The 18,612-nt window shown below is 39.5% G+C and carries 15 protein-coding genes; 14 read left to right on the forward strand and 1 reads right to left on the reverse strand.

What is annotated here, in order from left to right:
- Positions 1-9 precede the first annotated feature (9 nt).
- The 7 genes from MHH25_RS05135 to MHH25_RS05165 all read left to right on the forward strand — a co-directional run bounded on the left by MHH25_RS05135 (position 10) and on the right by MHH25_RS05165 (position 11,412).
- Positions 10-771 (forward strand): DUF3427 domain-containing protein, encoded by a 762-nt coding sequence (locus MHH25_RS05135; protein WP_340019363.1) that lies wholly within the window; start codon positions 10-12, stop codon positions 769-771.
- Between the two features lie 178 nt (positions 772-949).
- Entirely contained in the window at positions 950-2,101 is a 1,152-nt protein-coding gene (locus MHH25_RS05140) for a DNA cytosine methyltransferase (protein WP_340019364.1), read from the forward strand.
- Positions 2,079-3,170, forward strand: a complete 1,092-nt coding sequence (locus tag MHH25_RS05145) for a restriction endonuclease (RefSeq protein WP_340019365.1) — start codon at positions 2,079-2,081, stop codon at positions 3,168-3,170. The genes MHH25_RS05140 and MHH25_RS05145 overlap by 23 nt, the downstream gene beginning before the upstream one ends.
- Positions 3,171-3,497: 327 nt before the next feature.
- Positions 3,498-4,481 (forward strand): hypothetical protein, encoded by a 984-nt coding sequence (locus MHH25_RS05150; protein WP_340019366.1) that lies wholly within the window; start codon positions 3,498-3,500, stop codon positions 4,479-4,481.
- A complete protein-coding gene (locus MHH25_RS05155; protein ID WP_340019367.1) occupies positions 4,478-6,007 on the forward strand; it encodes a hypothetical protein in 1,530 nt (509 codons plus the stop codon). Before MHH25_RS05150 ends, MHH25_RS05155 begins: the two co-directional genes overlap by 4 nt.
- Entirely contained in the window at positions 6,008-9,526 is a 3,519-nt protein-coding gene (locus MHH25_RS05160) for a helicase-related protein (RefSeq protein WP_340019368.1), read from the forward strand.
- The gene (locus MHH25_RS05165; protein ID WP_340019369.1) at positions 9,523-11,412 is read left to right on the forward strand and encodes a DUF1998 domain-containing protein; all 1,890 of its coding nucleotides are present in this window, start codon (positions 9,523-9,525) and stop codon (positions 11,410-11,412) included. The genes MHH25_RS05160 and MHH25_RS05165 overlap by 4 nt, the downstream gene beginning before the upstream one ends.
- A gap of 217 nt (positions 11,413-11,629) precedes the next feature.
- Here MHH25_RS05165 and MHH25_RS05170 read toward each other — a convergent pair whose 3' ends face one another.
- On the reverse strand, positions 11,630-11,983 hold the full coding sequence (locus MHH25_RS05170) for a helix-turn-helix transcriptional regulator (protein WP_340019370.1): 354 nt from the start codon (positions 11,981-11,983) through the stop codon (positions 11,630-11,632).
- Positions 11,984-12,126: 143 nt separating this feature from the next.
- Here MHH25_RS05170 and MHH25_RS05175 point away from each other — a divergent pair, with 143 nt between their 5' ends.
- The 7 genes from MHH25_RS05175 to MHH25_RS05205 all read left to right on the forward strand — a co-directional run bounded on the left by MHH25_RS05175 (position 12,127) and on the right by MHH25_RS05205 (position 18,328).
- Complete coding sequence (locus tag MHH25_RS05175; protein ID WP_340019371.1) at positions 12,127-12,648, forward strand: hypothetical protein; 522 nt, start codon at positions 12,127-12,129, stop codon at positions 12,646-12,648.
- Between the two features lie 173 nt (positions 12,649-12,821).
- Positions 12,822-13,937, forward strand: a complete 1,116-nt coding sequence (locus tag MHH25_RS05180) for a WXG100 family type VII secretion target (protein ID WP_340019372.1) — start codon at positions 12,822-12,824, stop codon at positions 13,935-13,937.
- A 12-nt stretch (positions 13,938-13,949) separates the two neighbouring features.
- Positions 13,950-14,261 carry a hypothetical protein gene (locus MHH25_RS05185; RefSeq protein WP_091034469.1) on the forward strand — a complete coding sequence of 104 codons (312 nt, stop codon included), beginning with the start codon at positions 13,950-13,952 and terminating at the stop codon, positions 14,259-14,261.
- Between the two features lie 74 nt (positions 14,262-14,335).
- Positions 14,336-14,806, forward strand: coding sequence for a hypothetical protein (locus MHH25_RS05190; protein WP_340019373.1), 471 nt, complete (start codon positions 14,336-14,338; stop codon positions 14,804-14,806).
- Between the two features lie 40 nt (positions 14,807-14,846).
- Positions 14,847-15,344 carry a hypothetical protein gene (locus tag MHH25_RS05195; RefSeq protein ID WP_340019374.1) on the forward strand — a complete coding sequence of 166 codons (498 nt, stop codon included), beginning with the start codon at positions 14,847-14,849 and terminating at the stop codon, positions 15,342-15,344.
- Positions 15,345-15,573: 229 nt separating this feature from the next.
- On the forward strand, positions 15,574-15,900 hold the full coding sequence (locus tag MHH25_RS05200; RefSeq protein WP_338591330.1) for a nucleoside triphosphate pyrophosphohydrolase: 327 nt from the start codon (positions 15,574-15,576) through the stop codon (positions 15,898-15,900).
- A complete protein-coding gene (locus tag MHH25_RS05205; protein WP_340019375.1) occupies positions 15,884-18,328 on the forward strand; it encodes a DEAD/DEAH box helicase family protein in 2,445 nt (814 codons plus the stop codon). The genes MHH25_RS05200 and MHH25_RS05205 overlap by 17 nt, the downstream gene beginning before the upstream one ends.
- Positions 18,329-18,612 lie beyond the last annotated feature (284 nt).

The following is an 18,612-nucleotide window of genomic DNA, read 5'->3' on the forward strand; positions in this document are numbered from 1 at the left end:
TGATATTAAATGAGTAATCTATTTGTAGTTGGTAATAAATATTCTAGAAAGGATGTCTATAAAATTTTAGATGTTCCAGTTGAAAAGCAAGGTGGAAATTGGAATACAGGTTACACAAAATTTGAAGATGATTTTTTTATATTTGCAAATATTAACTCTGCTGGACGCACTGGGCATGATTATAATAATAAATTTATTGGAGACTATTTTCAGTGGTTCAGTAAAAATTCTCACGGAATAAACTCACCAACATTAAAATCTATATTAAATCCTAAAGGGGAAATATATATTTTTACTAGAGATAATAGTAAAGAGTTAATGTTTACTTATCATGGGCTTGGGGAAGTAAAACTGATTGAGAATTCTCATCCTGTTAGAATATTATGGTCGTTTAAAGATCATGAAAATCGAACTACTCACCCAACAGAAGAAAATGAATTGTTAGAAGAGTATTATGAAGGAACTAGCAAGAGAAGAATTGTAAATACTTATGAGCGTAATCCCGAGGCTCGGCAAAAGTGTATTGATCATTATGGATTAAGTTGTACCGTCTGTAACTTTAGTTTTGAAAATAAATACGGGGTTCTTGGTAAAGAGTATATTCAGGTACATCATTTAGTTGAACTAAATCAAATAGGAAAGAAATATGCAGTTGATCCTATCAAAGATTTAAGACCTGTCTGTCCTAATTGTCATGCCATGCTCCATCGTAAGAAACCTGCTTATTCAATAGAAGAATTGAAAGATGTAATGTTACATTTGAATAGTTAAGTTTAGTTAATTTATATCTTTTCCAAAATAAGAAGAATTTCGTTGGTACAGTTTTAAATGTATTTACGATTACCTTGGATACAAAAAGCTTGTAGTACACAAGCTTAAAAGTGTAAACTTAAGAGCGAACATTAGTTTGTAAATTTATTAAAAATTGATCCAAGGTAGGGTAAATATAATGAGTAAAGCACCAGTGATTTTTTCATTTTTTTCAGGAGCGGGTTTTTTAGATCTTGGTTTTGAAAAGAGTGGTTATAATATTGCGTTTGTGAACGAATATCATCGTCCTTTTCTTGAAACATATATGTACTCTCGTCAGGTAATGGGTATTCCAGAGCCAAGGTATGGTTATCATTTGTGTGATATAACTGAATTTGAGGATGAGGATAAGAGCAATAACCTTTCTGTATTAATAGAAGAGACAAAAAACGAAGATAACATAGTGGGATTTATCGGGGGCCCTCCATGTCCGGATTTCTCTGTTGGGGGTAAGAACAAAGGACACGAAGGAGAGAATGGTAAATTATCAGCAACATATATTGATCTAATTTGTAAACAATCACCGGACTTCTTCTTATTTGAAAATGTAAAGGGATTATGGAGAACTAAAAAGCACAGAGCATTCTATGACCTGATGAAAGAAAGACTCCAGAGTAATGACTATGTAATGACAGAACGTTTGATTAATTCGATAGAGTATGGTGCGCCTCAACAAAGAGAGAGAATAATTCTAATTGGATTTAAAAAGAACGTGTTAGAAAATTTAGGGATTCAAATTGATTCAAGCAATACTCTTAGTGATATTTTCCCTTGGGAAAAACACTTAAAATATCGGATGAAAGACATTAATGAAATAACTTGGTCTGGGATGGAGACATTTGAAGAAAATAATGAGAGAATTAGACCAAAAAAAATTATTGAGGAATTAACTGTTAATTATTGGTTTGAGAAAAATGAGGTGGAGTCTCATCCTAATGCAAATCAATATTTCACTCCTAGAGCAGGCCTGGCTAAGTTTCTGGTAATTCCAGAAGGGGATGACTCTAAGAAATCATATAAACGTTTGCATCGCTGGAGACCTTCCCCAACAGTAGCTTATGGAAATAATGAAGTACATCTTCATCCATATAAAGCGCGGCGTTTATCAGTTGCTGAAGCACTGGCACTACAAAGTTTACCAAAAGAATATGAATTGCCTCAAGAAATCACTTTATCTAATGCGTTCAAAACAGTGGGGAATGGAGTACCTTATTTAGCATCAAAAGGAATTGCGGAAACTATACTAGACTTTTTGAAGGTGAATAATAATGGAGAAACTAACAGCTGCTAATCTTGTACACCAAATCGGGTTGTTGCCCAATAATAAAGTATTTAACTACATTCATTCTAAAACCTCTACACAAATTAAAGTTGTTAATATAGTAAAACCAGAAGGGCCAATTTCCTTTCAAAGAATACGTCCCAATAAGGGTGAGACATGGCAGGATGCAAAGATAGAATCAATATCAGCTCAAATGATATGGAGACTAGCTAACGCATTTATACCGGATCATCCAATTAATGTTGATAGAATATTCGGAGGAAGTTATAATACTCGTTCTGCTTTAGAAGCGTTACTGGCTCATACACCGCAATTTTATTATTGTTACCCAGGAAGAATTGAGAGCATTAGTTCAAACAATAAAATAAAACGAGGTCATAAACATATTATTTGGTGTCCCAATAATCCCCATGCTCCTAACGCCTTGGTTGAGGCGAAAGTAGACATGGTTATATCGGAAGTACCTTTTACTGATATAGTTTATGATTCACTAGTTTTACCTGACGAGATGAATAAACCTGAATTAGATATTGAGATGAAACGGAGACATAGCCAGATACAAATAGCTCTTATTGAAATAGGCCAACATTTAGGATTTAAAACATGGGTTGCCCAAAATGATAAAGGGATAGTTTATAAAAATCAAAAAATAGGAGAGATGGACGGAGTCATAGCTTCTTTAAGTAAAGAACAAAATTTTATGGCGCCGTACTTCAGTGCTCAAAAAGCGGCACATTTAATTGATTGTATTTGGTTCAAGAACGGAAGGTTAATGCCAGCTGTGATGGAAGTTGAGCATAGCACGGGTGTAACAAGTGGATTGACTCGGATGAAGGGGTTTCAAGATGCATTACATGAAGTGTTGCCACCATTCCCTACCAGATATGTTATTGTTGCAGCAGATGAAGAGAGAGAAAAAGTTTTTAGAGAAGCCTCGCGGCCACAGTTCATTGATTTAAATGCAAGATTTTTTCCTTATAGTGCTGTTGAGGAAATGTATGCGTTATTTAAAAGGCGTAAGATAAAAGGAATTACAGAAGAATTTTTGGATAGCTATATGGAGCCAATTTTAGCGTAATTCTATATGTAATTATAAGAATAGATAGGTCAAAAGCAAAGTGGCAAGAGTGCTGCTTTGCTTTTTTATTTCTAGATATCTTCTTTTTACTTATGTGATTTCATGCAGACATAGAAGAGAGGGATATTGTCTTCAGTAAAACTAGGAAAAAAGTCTCACTTTTAAATCTATCAAAGGAGGGGATTGCAGATGTACGTCGAATATTTGGTTTCATGATATACGGAAGGCGCTCTTTTTTAATTAAAACAAATTAGAGAATTAGTAATATCTATTACTATATTTAGATGATATCCCTTTTAGGGAGGGAGTTGAAAGGAAGTTGTTTAAATGGGACTAAATTTACATTATAAAGATCACATCAACTGGGTTCCTATTCCAGATTGGTCTAGGTTTTTTATTAAGCTTGGAGAACTACTTGCTAAAAGATGTAACGAAAATAAAAGATGGACAGTTGCTCTGGCTTTGCCTACAACTGGTTATGTAGCGCCTTTTATTGGTGTAGGAATTTTAACTTCAATTGTCTCAAAGAGTTCATCGGACGAATTATTGGAAGCACATTTTCAAATGTTAGCATCGCTTGAAAGATACACTTTTGTCTGGTACAGAAAAAATAAACGATTATTGAAAGCAAATTTTTTAGGGGTTGTGGATTTTGAGGGAGAACAAAGGCTACTCATACAAACACAATCAACGAAAGCGGGAGGTTTAACAGAATACATATCAAAAAAAGATGCTCTAGATATACAGATAAACGAAAATAAAAGTTCAAGATTACCTAAAAATCAATTGGGAAGGACTGTTATTACTGAATTCCCTCTGGCCGATACTGTATTTGGATTGCATTCCCGAGAGTTATTAAAGCGATCAGAAACTAAATTGTGTTTTGTTGGGAGAAGAGAACAGCTCGAGAGTGAAATTACAAAGACTATAATTGCCACACCCCAAGATAATCAATATCTAAAGGGAACACTAAATGAATTATTGCGTATTAGGCAATTTCAACATACAGTGGATTCATACCAATCACAGTTTCTTTCCTCACAAGCGAGAAAAAATGAAAATGAACTATGTCTGAGCGATGGCTCCATAGTAATATATTCTGGATCAAATGGTTATCTGAATTGGAAAGAAGACTTCTTATCTTTAAATTCAGTGGTAATACTCGACAGATCAGAGCCCCAATTTGAGCATGCAATTGAAGAAATCAATAACCGATACATTGAAGTTAATCGAATGACGACTTCTAACTTGGATCTTGGGGTAGTACCCGCAGGGATCGAGTTATTATTTTGGGAGGAGGTGAGGGGGTGAATTCCTTAACTAATGTGAACAAATTATTTGAAATGACAAATAATTATTATTTGCGTTTTAATGAAATATCATCGAAACCCCTTGCAGAGTACGCTCTATCTTTAAAAGTACTTGAATATAAAGTTCACAATCTAGATGAAAGCGATATTTTACTACTCGATTTATTAACTCTTTTAAGAAAGTTTAGATTTATACTGTCAGCTAGTCCGCTCCCATTTTCCTCTCATAAGGAGATAATTAATGGGAGAGAGTTAACAAGATTATCAATTCAATGTAAGTTAATGTATCCGAGTTTAAAGTATGATATTGATACGGTTATGGACAATTATAGGGTATTACATAACTCCTCAGAGAAACCTGTACTAGAGTATCTGAGAAGTAACTTCAATGATAAAATTGCTACAGGTTTGGTTATAAAGACTGCAAGCGACTTGAACGCTATAGAAGAAGTACTAAAACGCACTTTTATTACTCACAATACCTTTACTATAGTTACACCTTCAAAGTTAAAAAAAGATAATTTTTACAATAGATTGATAATTCTAGGACCAACATATTGGTATCCAGATTTTGTGTTTAATTGCCCCAGATCCCAAACTATTGAAATCATATCTTATGATTGGCAATTGTTTCGTGCTCCTAAAATGCAATATTTCATTGAGTCGGAGTCGAAAATTTCAACTTTGAATCATGGCTGTGATATTTTCGTTAATAAACGAAATGAATCTCCATTAACAGAGATAATTGAAGTTAATGACCAAATAGTAGATTACAAAAAAGTGGAAAAGACCCTATCTGCAAGGTTAAAACATACAACATCGGATTCTGTTAAGGCGAAGTTAGTTGGTTTGACTGATATGAAAGGTATATTTTTTGAGGATCATTCAATTAAGAACATATGGACTATATCATTGCAATCGGAGGAACAGGTAACTAAGTGTTCTATTAATAAATTGGATACTGACAGTTACTTGCTAATTCGTACTGGCACTGGCCGAGATATTATACAAATAAAAGCCGATGAGTATCTAGGTAAGCGGGCAGCAAAAATACGTCATCGTCATTCTATTTGGAAGAAAAGATTACACAATTATACTACAAAATACGCTGCCGAAAGAATTTGTAGATACCTTCGGCGTCATGGAGGAATTCGTGCAAATGAAGTTAACCTTCGTAATTGGATTTCAAATGATTACATCAAACCACGGGAGTATAAGGATTTTTTGGCAATAATGAAGCTAGTAAAACTTGAAGAGCATGCAGAGAAATTGTGGAAGGAAGCAGATGAATTATTTCGTGCACACCAACGGGCGGGAACAGTGATTCGAAATCTTATAATACAAGAAATTAATAAATCGAATCTTGGTAAATTGGAAATAGAACAAAAAATGACTTTTGGTTTACCTGATGCAGAAAATGCAACTTTTACAGCTTATAAAATTGAATACGTAAGCCAAGTTGTATATCAGGTACAACCCCAGCAGTTAAGGAATTTAATTGATCTATATCATCTAGGGGGGCTTTGAATGAATAAATCACTATATGTTAATTTGAAAAACAGAGATATGCTTTATGATAATTTAATGAAAGAATTCATTGGTCCTTCCGTAGCTGATAAAAGTATTACACTGAATACTGATAAGGTTGTCATATTTGATAAAGCTGATGAATTGTACAAGCCGTACAAGGATCAAAAAACTGGTGAAGAGATTTTACAGCAATCTCCAACACGGCGATATGGAGCGGCTGTTTTGTATCCCCTACGTAGTAGAAAGGAAGAAATTTTAGAACAAATTAAAAATAATGATTTAGAACAAGAAGAAAAACTAGTGTTCCAAGAGGCGGCAAATGATTTAGAGACGATTGATAACCGTAATGCTACTGATGAAGAAGATACAGAACTTGATATGGATTCAGCAAATGCTTACCACCAGAGCAGTATGGCCGTTAGTTTTAAAGCAGATTTACCACATGGCAGTGAAATAGTTATTAATGTAGTTGGGGGAAGATACCATCCTTTATCTATTAAGTTAAAAGGAGAAACAGAGGGGAAAACAAGCAGGTGGTGGGTCCGTGTTCCAGTATATTTTGTAGTGAAAGTGCGAGCGGAGAAACTTTTAGGTACACAAGACATACTAGAGCATGGAAATATCACAGATGCAATGAATATTGAGGGGCTGGATATTCAAACGGATATATTATCCCGCCCGTTTAAAGATACTGAGCGGCTTGTTACTGTAAGTCTGATAAACCGAACTGAAGTTGTCAGGCATATTCCCTTAGATAGCTCTTGTCTTTTTCAGGTTTCTTTTAAAGTTCAAGTTGTAACGTCTGATCAAAGACCATCAATTTTGCCTTATCCAGAGATGGCAAATCTAGATATTCTGGATGAAGAAGAGCTTTCCATTGCCTTATTATACCGCAAGACGAAAACATATGCTGTAGGTCATGGTTGTGCCGCTGATTGGGGGGATGCAATATCCGACAAAGTCGATTTTGTACAAACAAGCTTTTTGCCGTTTTATGAAACTAAAAGTATGACACCGGATATAAAAAGAGACGACGGTACAGATATTGTAGTATCTATGAGCGATTTAGCAGGCTTAAATCCAAATCACGACGGTATAGAGCAATTAGAGGAAATTGTTCAACTTTATGAAAAATGGATCAGGAACCGCTGGAGAGTTGCTGAAAGGCTTGATTCTAAGTTATTTTTCGCGGCTGAAAGGAATCTTCAAGAATGTGATAAATGTGTAAAGCGAATGAAGCGGGGGCTTGAATATCTAAAAAATCCGGATGTATCACGTGCCTTCCAGTTAGCCAATCAAGCTATGCTTTTACAACAGGTGACAGGTGGATCCCACCGTTCAGCTGAGGTTTTTGATGAAACAATTCGATTTTCGTCTCCTTACTTGTCGCCCGATTTGACTGTGCTGCCGAATAATAAGGGAAATTGGCGTGCTTTTCAGATCGCATTTATCTTGATGGCTATGGAATCAACAGCAGAATCAGATTCACCTGAGCGTGAAGCTGTTGAATTGATTTTCTTTCCTACTGGCGGTGGCAAAACAGAAGCTTACTTGGGGCTATCTTCATTTTCTATATTTATGCGAAGGTTGAAAAATAAAACAGATGCAGGAGTACACGTACTTATGCGTTACACGTTGCGTTTGCTTACAGCTGATCAATTTCAGAGAGCCTCCAGGTTAATTTGCTCAATGGAATATATACGGCGTCAGAATGAAAAAGAATTAGGAAATGATGAATTTTCAATTGGCATCTGGCTAGGAGGGGATACAACCCCAAACAACCATACCATTGCAAAAAGTCAATTGACTGAATTGAGAAGCGGTAAGAGCAATGTAAACCCGTTTTTGATTAATACTTGTCCTTGGTGCGGCGCTAAAATGGGAAAACTCCCATCGAACCAAGTTACGTCTGCGACTGCTAAAGGAAAAAAACGGGGCACAAAAAATAAAAAACAAGCACAATCCAATTTCAGTGTACATGGTTATAGGAACGCAGATGGTAAGGTTATTATTCATTGTACTGATAATGCATGCCCCTTCAGTGAAAGATTACCTGTTTATGTAGTAGATGATGACATTTATGAGAAACGTCCTACCTTTATTATCGGCACAATTGATAAGTTTGCTCAACTTGCGTGGAATCCCCTACCACGTTCTATTTTTGGTATCGGAAAAGATGGGACCCGAGTTACTTCTCCACCAGGCTTGATTATCCAGGATGAGTTACATCTTATTTCTGGTCCATTGGGTTCTATGTCTGGAATTTTCGAAGTTCTTATAGAAGAATTGTGTACAGATTATCGAGGCGGTAAGAGGGTGAAACCTAAGATTATTTGTTCTACCGCTACAATCCGAAGGTATCAAAAGCAGATTATGGACATATATGACCGTGCGGATGTGGCTTTATTCCCAGCGCCGGGATTAGATGCAGATGATTCATTTTTCGCAACATACGCCCGTGACAAAAATGGGGATTTAATGCCGGGAAGAAAATATGTCGGGCTGAATGCTCCTGGTCTTGGATCTATGCAAACATTACAGGTGCGTTCATTAACTTCTCTACTTCAGGCTCCAGCGGAAATGAATGAACATGAAAGAGATCCGTGGTGGACTCTGCTTATCTTTTTTAACAGTTTGAGGGAACTGGGTACAACAGCAACGTTGCTTCAATCTGACATACCTAACCACCTTAAAGTTATAAAAAACAGGGAGAACATAGATTACAAAGAGCTGCGTCGTTTATATAAGATTAAGGAACTTACCTCCCGCTTATCAAGCGACGAAGTAGCTTCCGCGATAAGTGAATTGAAGACAGAAATAGGATCCGGCACAGTAACTGACGTTTGCCTAGCCTCAAATATTATTGAGGTCGGTGTAGATATTGATCGCCTTTCTCTTATTGCTGTTGTAGGCCAGCCTAAGACTACAGCACAATACATTCAGGTCACAGGACGTGTAGGAAGACGCTGGTATGAAAGACCAGGACTTGTTGTCACTTTGTATAGTGCATCGAAACCAAGAGATCGCTCTCATTTTGAAAAATTCCGAAGTTACCATGAAAGATTATATGCTCAAGTGGAACCAACAAGCGTCACTCCTTTTTCACCCGCGGTAGTAGATCGGATGCTACACGCGGTTATGGTAGGTTATGTGCGTCAATTTGCTCATATGGATGAGGTGGATTCACCATCACCTTTACCCGAAGAACTATTGATGTACTTAAGAGAGATTATAAGTAACCGGGTAAAATCAATAGATGAGGAAGAATTGTGGAATATTCAGAAGGTTTTTGACCGCCGTATCTCTCAATGGAAAAAATTAAACCCATCCGAATGGTCAAAAAAGAAAAGTGCTGATGATTATCCGTTGCTTTATTTCGCTGGTTCCTATGTGGACTCAACAACAAGAAGAATGTCCTGGGCTACACCGAATTCCATGAGAAACGTGGATTCGCAATGTCTGGGAGAAATCAGCACACTTTATGTGCTTCAAGATATGGAGGAGTTGGAATCATGAAGTACCCGATTCGCAGGGCGCAGCTAATTTCCCCCTTTGGTACAGGAGCCATGTCTATTTCTAAAAATGGTACATCGGCTGTGTGCAGCGGACTGGATCATTGGTTTAAAAATCGGCATGGCAATATGGATTCTACCGATTTGTCCCAATATAAAATAAAAGAGTGGCGTTTGGAACGAATGTTGGGAGTGAGTCATTTTCGGCTCCCGCCCGACTTTAGGACAAAAGGCAACGATGATAATGACATGAATAGGTTTTTAACAGTCCCATTTCTTCGCTTTCCTAAATGGCACTACTGTTCATTTTGTGGCCAAATGCAAGAGCTGGAATATCACCAAAAAAACAAGGAATTATGTAAAGGGTGTGAACAAAAAGGTTATAAAAACTTCATTTTCCAAGTACCTTTCGTTGCAATGTGCGAAAAAGGGCATTTACAAGATTTCCCTTGGCGGGAGTGGGTCCATAAAGAAAAAAATACATCCTGCAAAAAAACAATGTATCTGATGAGCACAGGAGGAGAAGCACTTACATCCATGCAAGTAAAATGTGAGTGCGGGGTTAAACCGAGAATGCTTCATAGCATAACTTCTGTAGATGAGGATGGAAAAACGGAACTAAGTAGATCACTGTGCGACGATGGTTCGGAATTCTTTTGTCAAGGTAAACGGCCATGGCTCGGTACTGATGAAGGGGAAGAGTGTGGATGCCATTTACGTGCTACATTGAGAAGCGCATCAAATGTTTACTTTGCTCAAGTACGTAGTGCCATTTATATTCCTGGGAACAGTAATAAACAAATTGTAGACCTATTGTCTTTTTTTGAACAATCTCAAGTTTTAAGAATCATAAATCTAGCCAATCGAGCAAATTTGAGTTTAGATGAAACAGTTAAGGAATTAAAAGAACATTTCCTATTAGAATTAAACCAATATTCTGATTCTGATATCCGGCGTGCATTGCTTGCTATGGAAGCACGGGATGCCAACAAAGATGATGATGAGGAACAGCCTCTTGATATGGAAGCGCTACTGAGGGAAGAGGAGTACGAGGTACTAAATGGGGAAATAAATCAGGAAGATTTGAAAATTAATCCTGTATCTCTAGATATATATAAAAGTGATATATTTGATGTATCCAGGTATTTTTCTAATATTCATTTAGTAGAAAAATTAAAAGAAACCCGAGTTTTAGCAGGATTCAACCGTGTATTTAATGACCAGAGTACCGATATAGAGGTTATGAAATCAATGCTGTGGCGCAATCAGCCGAATGATTTAACTGAGGATTGGCTTCCAGCATATGTGGTGTATGGTGAAGGGATTTTCTTTAATTTCAATGAAGGGGTTGTTAGAGAGTGGGAGCAAAAAATACAAGTAACAGATAGGACTCAGCCCCTGATTTTAAGATATCGGAATTTAGTAACCAATCGCCGTACTAGAGAGAAAAAGATAACTCCGCGGTTTATCATGGCCCATACCTTTGCACATTTACTTATAAACCAGCTCGTCTTCGAGTGCGGGTACAGCTCTTCCTCGCTAAGGGAAAGATTATATGTCTCCGATAATGCATCAAATCCGATGTGCGGTGTTCTTATTTATACTGCTGCGGGTGATTCAGATGGAACCATGGGAGGGCTGGTTCGGATGGGTAAGCCTGGTTATCTTGAAGCTGTTATCCAAAAAGCCTTTAATAATGCGGGGTGGTGCTCTGCTGATCCAGTTTGTACGGAAATAGGGTTGCAAGGGCCAAACTCCTGTAATTTAGCTGCGTGTCATAGCTGCTCGTTAATACCGGAAACAGCTTGTGAAGAGTTTAACCATTTTTTAGATAGAGGACTTGTTGTTCCATTGCATGGTGTAGATCCTCTTACCTCCCTCTTCAATTAGTCCAGAATCTAATTTACTATCTGGTTGAATGTATTCTGCTTTAATCCTAGAATTGTAAATTTGTTCTGTTTTAATACCTATACTTGGAGTAGGCTATTAAGAAATCAAAAAGGTAACTTCTTATCACCATTAAACTGGTACCCTCAGCCCAAACACCTTTTTTCAAAGTGTCTAGTCTTTGGGTACCAGTTTAATGAAAAGTACTTTGCTTTTATCGTTAGTCTTCTTTTGATTCATTCAGCAACTCTCTTAGAATGTTTCTAGATAAACGGATTTTATTTGGAGAAGCTTCTCTCAGCATATCCACTATTTCTTGGATCGTGATGTCCGTGTCGGTAAACTCAATTTCATCACTTACATAAGCAAAAAGTTGAGAAACATTAACCTCCAGTGCTTCTGCAATTTTACCAAGATTAACTAAAGACACATTTTTTTCTCCGCGTTCAACTTGGCCAATGTATGTAAAATGGAATCCACCTTTTTCTCCAAGTGCCTCCTGAGATAATCCTTTCTCTTTCCTTAAAACTTTAATTCGTGCACCGACTAATTTTAAAATTTTTCTATCATCCACACTATGCACCCCCTCTATGTAAAAGTGTAGACAAGATTTTGGGGGCTAAACATGAGTATATAAATCGTATAATTTAATTAAGTTATATCTTTGAGTATGTATTTAATGTATAATACTGGTATTAACTCTTTGGAGGGATGACAATGGCAAGAAATTGGTCCATAACCGGAGCACATTGTAATCACCAAGTAGATTTTACCCCACGTTTGCAAGACCATGATATCACCATACAACCTAGGTCCAAACATACTCCTGCTTACCACAAGCTACATACTACAATCATGGAATATCACCAACTTGCTAAGTATCATCTCAAACTTGCCGCCATCATGCGTAATCATAATCAGTTCAAAGCCTGCCTGATTCTCTGCGATTGGGCTCTAGCCTCCATGATTAAGGCGCTTTATATCCATAAGTATCATTCAGTTCATCCATCCAAAGAACTCAACATGAATGAAATCTTGCCTCTAGTGCATACGGACACTGAACCCGGATTGGATATCGCTTTGTTCATCGGCACGATGCAACATATGTCATCTTTAGAGGAACGCCCAGAGGATCAATATTTAGACCTTGATAACATCGAAAAGCTTCATCAACGAACGGAAGACATATTAGAGGAGTTAGCCACTCGATTGAATGATAATTCCACAAAGTTTTCCTGATATAAGGCATGCCATGATGATCTGGAGGTTCCTTTCACAGGAATGGGACTGGAGGATTATAAGTACTGAAAGGTACTCATTTGAAGAAAGGGAAAATCAGGATAATAGGTGGATGTATTTGCAACAAACTTCTGCTAACATGGTAAAATCCTATTTCAAACGCGGAGAATGATATGAGTACAATTAAAGTAACACCAGAGCAACTGTTGCATGTATCTAAACAGATTGAGCAGGGCAGGCAGCAGTTGGAAGGTATACGTAATGACCTGACTGCAAGGATCGGATTCATCCAGTCTCAGTGGGCGGGAGCAACGCAGGAACGATTTTTCTGTGATTTTCATCATTCACGTCCTGTACTAGATCGAGTACTGGAAAGTATGGTGAAGTCCTCTCAGGATCTAATGGCGATTGCCGAGAGATTCGAACAAGCGGATCAGGAACAGGTGAGCTTGGGAGCCGTTGCTGGAGAGATTGCTGCCCATACAATGATGAACCATAATACAGGTAACCCAGAAGAGCAACGACGAATGGTATATAACCCTTTGTTTGGAGTTAACATGCCTGCCAGTGAAGCAGAGGATGGGATGCCGGGGCAAAAGGAGTTTGTTAAGTATTGGGAACAGGGTGGTACCTATGAAGAAATGAGAGCTGGACCGAAGCAACCGGAGTCTGGTGGTGGGGATATATATGATGAACAGATTAGTGCGTTTAAGGAAGGTCGTCATCCCATAACTGGAGAATCCATACCAGCATGGCAAGCAGCAGTTTCTATAGGAGGTTTACAGACTGCTAAGCTCGTGTTGGCTTTTACAGGAACGTATAATAAGGGGTATAAGGTTCCGAAAGAAGGATTAGGATTCCCAAAAGGTTTGATCGGTGGAAGAATTACAGTAAGCAATGAAAGAATTAACCATGCTTCACTTGGAGATTTTAATTCTAAAAATAGATTGATCAATGGTGGTCACGGTCAAGATAATATTAATTACTTACTTAAAAATAAGATCGCCTTTAACATTACTAAAGAATATGAAAACGGTGTACGAGTTGGTAATATACCTAATCACAAAAATAAAGCAAAGCGAAGTGGAGAGGGCCAAGCATGGTTCCCTAAGGAATGGACATCGGAAGATATCAAAAAGTCAGGTGAGCATGTAGCAAATCTGCCTGAGAATAGAGTTAAGGGTGACGGTGAATGGATGTTTGGAAACTATAATAACGTTAGAGTAGGAGTGATCAAGAACGATGGACAGATCGGAACGATTACTCCAGATAACTCAAGACAACCGTGAGGAGAGTAAAACTTGGTAGACTACAGTGAAAAAGTTATCTCATTAGTAAAGAAGAGAAAAGATTTACACCCCGACGATCCAGCTATTCAAACGATATGGAATGAGATGGTAGACATTCTAAAAGAGAATGAGCAGAGCGCCATATCATTTCTAAATCAATGCGGAGAAGAAAATTTATATTGGCTGAGTGAGATATTTGAAGATCTATCTTCTGAATTCCAAAGTCGAGCATTTATAGATTGTCTTCTTCAATTGCAAAAGAAGTATCCAGATTTGGATATGGAGCAAGACATAGAATATGCGATCCAATCAATGGATGATTAATAATAAGATCATTGAAAGTAATCAGGAAAACATAGTTTTCAACAAATGAATAAACGGACTCTCAAGTGGGTGGCATGATGTCAAAAAGTATTTATATGAAGATCAAAGAAGAGGTGCTTGCACCGGAACTTATGGCGTATACCTTGGCCAAATTAGGTTCGTATGAATGGAATAGAACAGAGATGTATAATCCGAATCGGATATATGAGAAACCTGCGGGTTTTTATTTTAGATTCCATAACGCTGATCAGCTTTACGAGCAATTAAAGCATTGTATTCAGCACTTTAAGGGCAACCTTGAGTGGACGATTTATGTAAGTCCTGTAACCAGAAATCAAAATTATGTCATTGAGCCAGCGGATGTGCACCATGCTAAACAAACTGAGGCATACCAGGTGAATTTGGAACTCGAGGAAGTGCTTCAAGATTCATATAAAGAAATCTGTGAGCAAGCGCTTCAAGACATCCCATTGTTATGTAACCATATTGAGCAATGGTTTGGGTTGGAACATAAGCAACTACATCCACCTACAATACCGAATTAATGTGATATGAAGAATTACCTGATGTAAGAGGGTTTGTACTGTGGAAAGTTTAGAAATGATTTTGATTGATTTTAACAAAAATAATCTAGATCGATTCATTAAGAATGAATTGAACATTCAGGTGGATCGGATCAAAAGTTCTCACTTTTATGATAACCGTAGTGAAAACGATATTGAATTTCAGCAAATAGAGAGCCTTGAAGAGATTCTTTCTCCTAAGGGAACGGGGAATATATTATTGTCTCAGCTTAACCTGGGTCATACCTATAACGACGTGATGATTGTATTCTCATTCGATGAGGAATCTGGAGATATCGTTATGAATTTTCCTGAAGAGGAGTTGTTCAGCGGAGAAAATTCAGAGACAACGTTAAATGCTCAGAAGTTAATAGAGTATATTCTTGATATTAAGAAGAAGTATGCAATTGAAAAAGTTAGAATCGGTTATGAACCAGCTATGGATGATGACACTTGCTTGGTCGAGATTGATAAAGAAATGATGGATACGAATGTTATTGTCTCAAAACTGTTGGCTTAGAATCCTTCTGAACCAGAGTTTGATGCAAAATAATTAGACATTAATAATGGCAGAAAGCCCATTTCAACTCGAATACGAGTAGTCATGGGCTATTTTTAACTCCTCATTCCATCCCAACCACTTTACAAAATCAATCGATCCCTCTCCATAGCAAATGGTATAATGGCAAGAAGGGAGATTCTGGCACGAAGGCTCGAAAACTTCAACAGCAGAAAGGATGTTATACCACATGCCTACATACAACAAATTGGTGCGGGACAAGATTCCGCATATTATCACATCCAGTGGCAAGGAATGCCGCACACGTATTCTGGACCCGGAGGAGTATAAGCAAGAGTTAAGAACGAAGTTGCAAGAAGAATCGGATGAGTACGTAAATGCAGCGAGTGATCAGGAAGCATTGGAAGAACTAGCCGACATGCTGGAGGTCATCCGGGCACTGGCGGAGGTGCACGGTGTGAATGCAGCTCAGCTGGATAAGCTTCGGGCAGACAAAGCCGAGGAGCGCGGTGGATTCCAGGAACGGGTGTATCTGATCGATGTCGACGAAGCTTAACGTAAAACTCATTACAGATAACTTGGCAGACGAACTGATTGCCCGGATGCAGCATGCATCCGGGATTTATATTATGACGTCCTTTATTATGCAGTCCGGGGTGAAACTGCTGGCCCCGCACTTAAAGCGGGCGGCGGAGCGTGGGGCCGAGGTGCGGATGCTCGCGGGAGATTATCTGTACATAACACAGCCAGAAGGATTGCGGGCGCTGTGTGAGGTTGATCCCCGAATTGAGACACGGCTGTGGCGAAGTATGGGCACTTCTTTTCACCCGAAAGCGTATCTGTTCGATCATGACAACGGTGAAGGATTGTTGATCGTCGGTTCATCGAACTTTTCGTTCACTGCGCTGAGGACGGGATATGAATGGAATCTGGCGATGAATGCGGAGGCGGAGCCGTATACGTTCCAGTCGGCTTTGGATAAGTTCATGCAGAGCTTCTACCACGAGACAACCTTGCCGGTGAACCCGGATTCGATTGCTCTGTATGAGGAAGAGTACCGAAAGTATCACCAGAAGAACCCGGAGATGATCCAGCGGATCACGGAGATGGAAGAAGCGGATTTTGGCACAGGTCTACCTGAGGACAAAGAGGAAGAAGCCGCCGAGTTGTCGCTTGCCCCGATTCAGCCGCGCTTTGCGCAGTTGGATGCGCTCGAAGCACTCCATGGCACGATGGAGGAACAGTACGACAAAGCGATGGTCGTCATGGCGACCGGGCTTGGTAAAACATATCTGGCGGGTTTCTTCGCGGAGCGGTTCAAGCGAGTGTTGTTTGTGGCGCATCGGGAAGAGATTTTGTTCCAGGCGAAAAAATCTTTTCAACGGATCATGCCCGGGCGCAGTCATGGGATATATAACGGACAGTACAAGGATGGAACCGCGGATTGTGTGTATGCTTCAATCTTTACGCTGAGTATGCAGAAGCATCGGGATGGATTTGCGGTGGATGCCTTTGATCTGATCGTGGTGGATGAGTTCCATCATGCGGCGGCGAAGACGTACATGTTGGTGATTGAGCATTTTCAGCCTAAGTTCCTTCTGGGCATCACGGCTACCCCGGATCGGCTGGATGGCAAGGATGTGTATGCGCTCTGTGACGGGAATGTGGCTTACCAGATGCACTTTATTGAAGCGATCCGGAGGGGGTGGTTGGCTCCATTTCAATATTACGGAGTATTCGACGATACGGACTATTCGCAGATCCGTTGGATCGGGACGAAGTATGATGAAGAACAGCTTATGGCTGTTCAGTTGCAAGAGGAGCATGTGGAGACCATTTATGAAGCCTGGCGGCGGCACAAGCAGACTAGAACGATTGGCTTTTGCTCCTCGATCCGGCAGGCGGACTATTTGGCTGCGTATTTTCGCAGTCAGGGGGTGAAGGTGCTCAGTCTACATTCGCGCACATCGGACATGTCCCGGGAGGAAGCCATTCGCCAGCTTGATGCGGGTGAACTGGAGATTGTGTTGACGGTGGATCTGTTCAATGAAGGAACGGATATACCACGTGTAGACACGCTTCTCTTTGTGCGTCCAACGGAGTCACTCACCGTGTTCACCCAGCAGGTAGGGCGCGGCCTACGGCTGGCGGAAGGCAAATCACATTGTGTCATCATCGACCTGATCGGGAACTACCGAAATGCGGATGTGAAACTGAGTCTGCTGGATGTGCGTGGGGAGCTGGAAGGAACCGCGAAAGATCGGGATTCGGCTGTGCCGGAAGTTCCGGCTAACTGTGGAATTCATCTGGAGACGAAGGTGGTGAACCTGCTTCAGGAGCTAAGCCGCAAACGTCTGCCCCGTCGTGAGAAGTTGCATCAGGATTTTCTGGATGTGAAACGAGAGTTGGGGCGTATTCCGACGTATCTGGAGCTGCATCTGATGGGACGTTCGAAGAGTATCGGGTACCGGAACGAATTTGGCTCCTATGTTGGATTTCTCTATTGGGCGGAGTTGCTGTCCCCGACTGAGGGAGCGGTGTACGTCCGGCATGAGGCGTGGCTGCGTGATGTAGAGAAGACACTCATGAACAAAAGCTACAAAATGATCGTGCTGCTGTACATGCTGGAGCGAGGCGAAGCCCACTGGATGGACCCGATCACGCCGGAGGAGATGGCAAGCTTTTTCCATACGTATTTGACGGAGAAGGAATACCGGAAACGGAAAGACTTTTCGGATAAGGACAAGCTAGCGCTCTGGGAATGGAATGAGAAGACGGCAACGCGGATTGAGAAACTGATTATCAACATGCCGATGTCTATGTGGAGCGGGGCGAAGGGTAGCCTGACAAGATTCGAGGATGGCGTGTTCTCGCTGAATGTGCTGGTGGAGAATGCGAATGAACGGGCGCTGCTGTATCGCTGGACGAAGGAGATTTGTCTGTATCGGTTGCATGCGTATTTTGAGCGGGGAACAGGTAAGTAGAGAAGAAGCTCTTATACAGTCAGTCAAATTGGAATTTTACTTGGCAAATAAAAATTTACCAAGAAGAGAAAGCAAAAAGCGTACCAGTGGAATAGCGGTACGCTTTTTGCTTTCTTGAAATTAGCCTTTTGTAGTTCACTTATATTATTCGAATAGGGGAACAGTCTAATAATTGTAGAGAGATCGAACAACAAATATATCAATATAAAAGATAAAATATTATTAATTTTATAAAGAGGGTTTTACTATAATTTATTGAATAATATATAATATATGGAAGTGTT

It is taken from the genome of Paenibacillus sp. FSL H3-0457, assembly GCF_037981725.1.
In the GTDB taxonomy this organism is placed as follows: Bacteria; Bacillota; Bacilli; order Paenibacillales; family Paenibacillaceae; genus Paenibacillus; species Paenibacillus amylolyticus.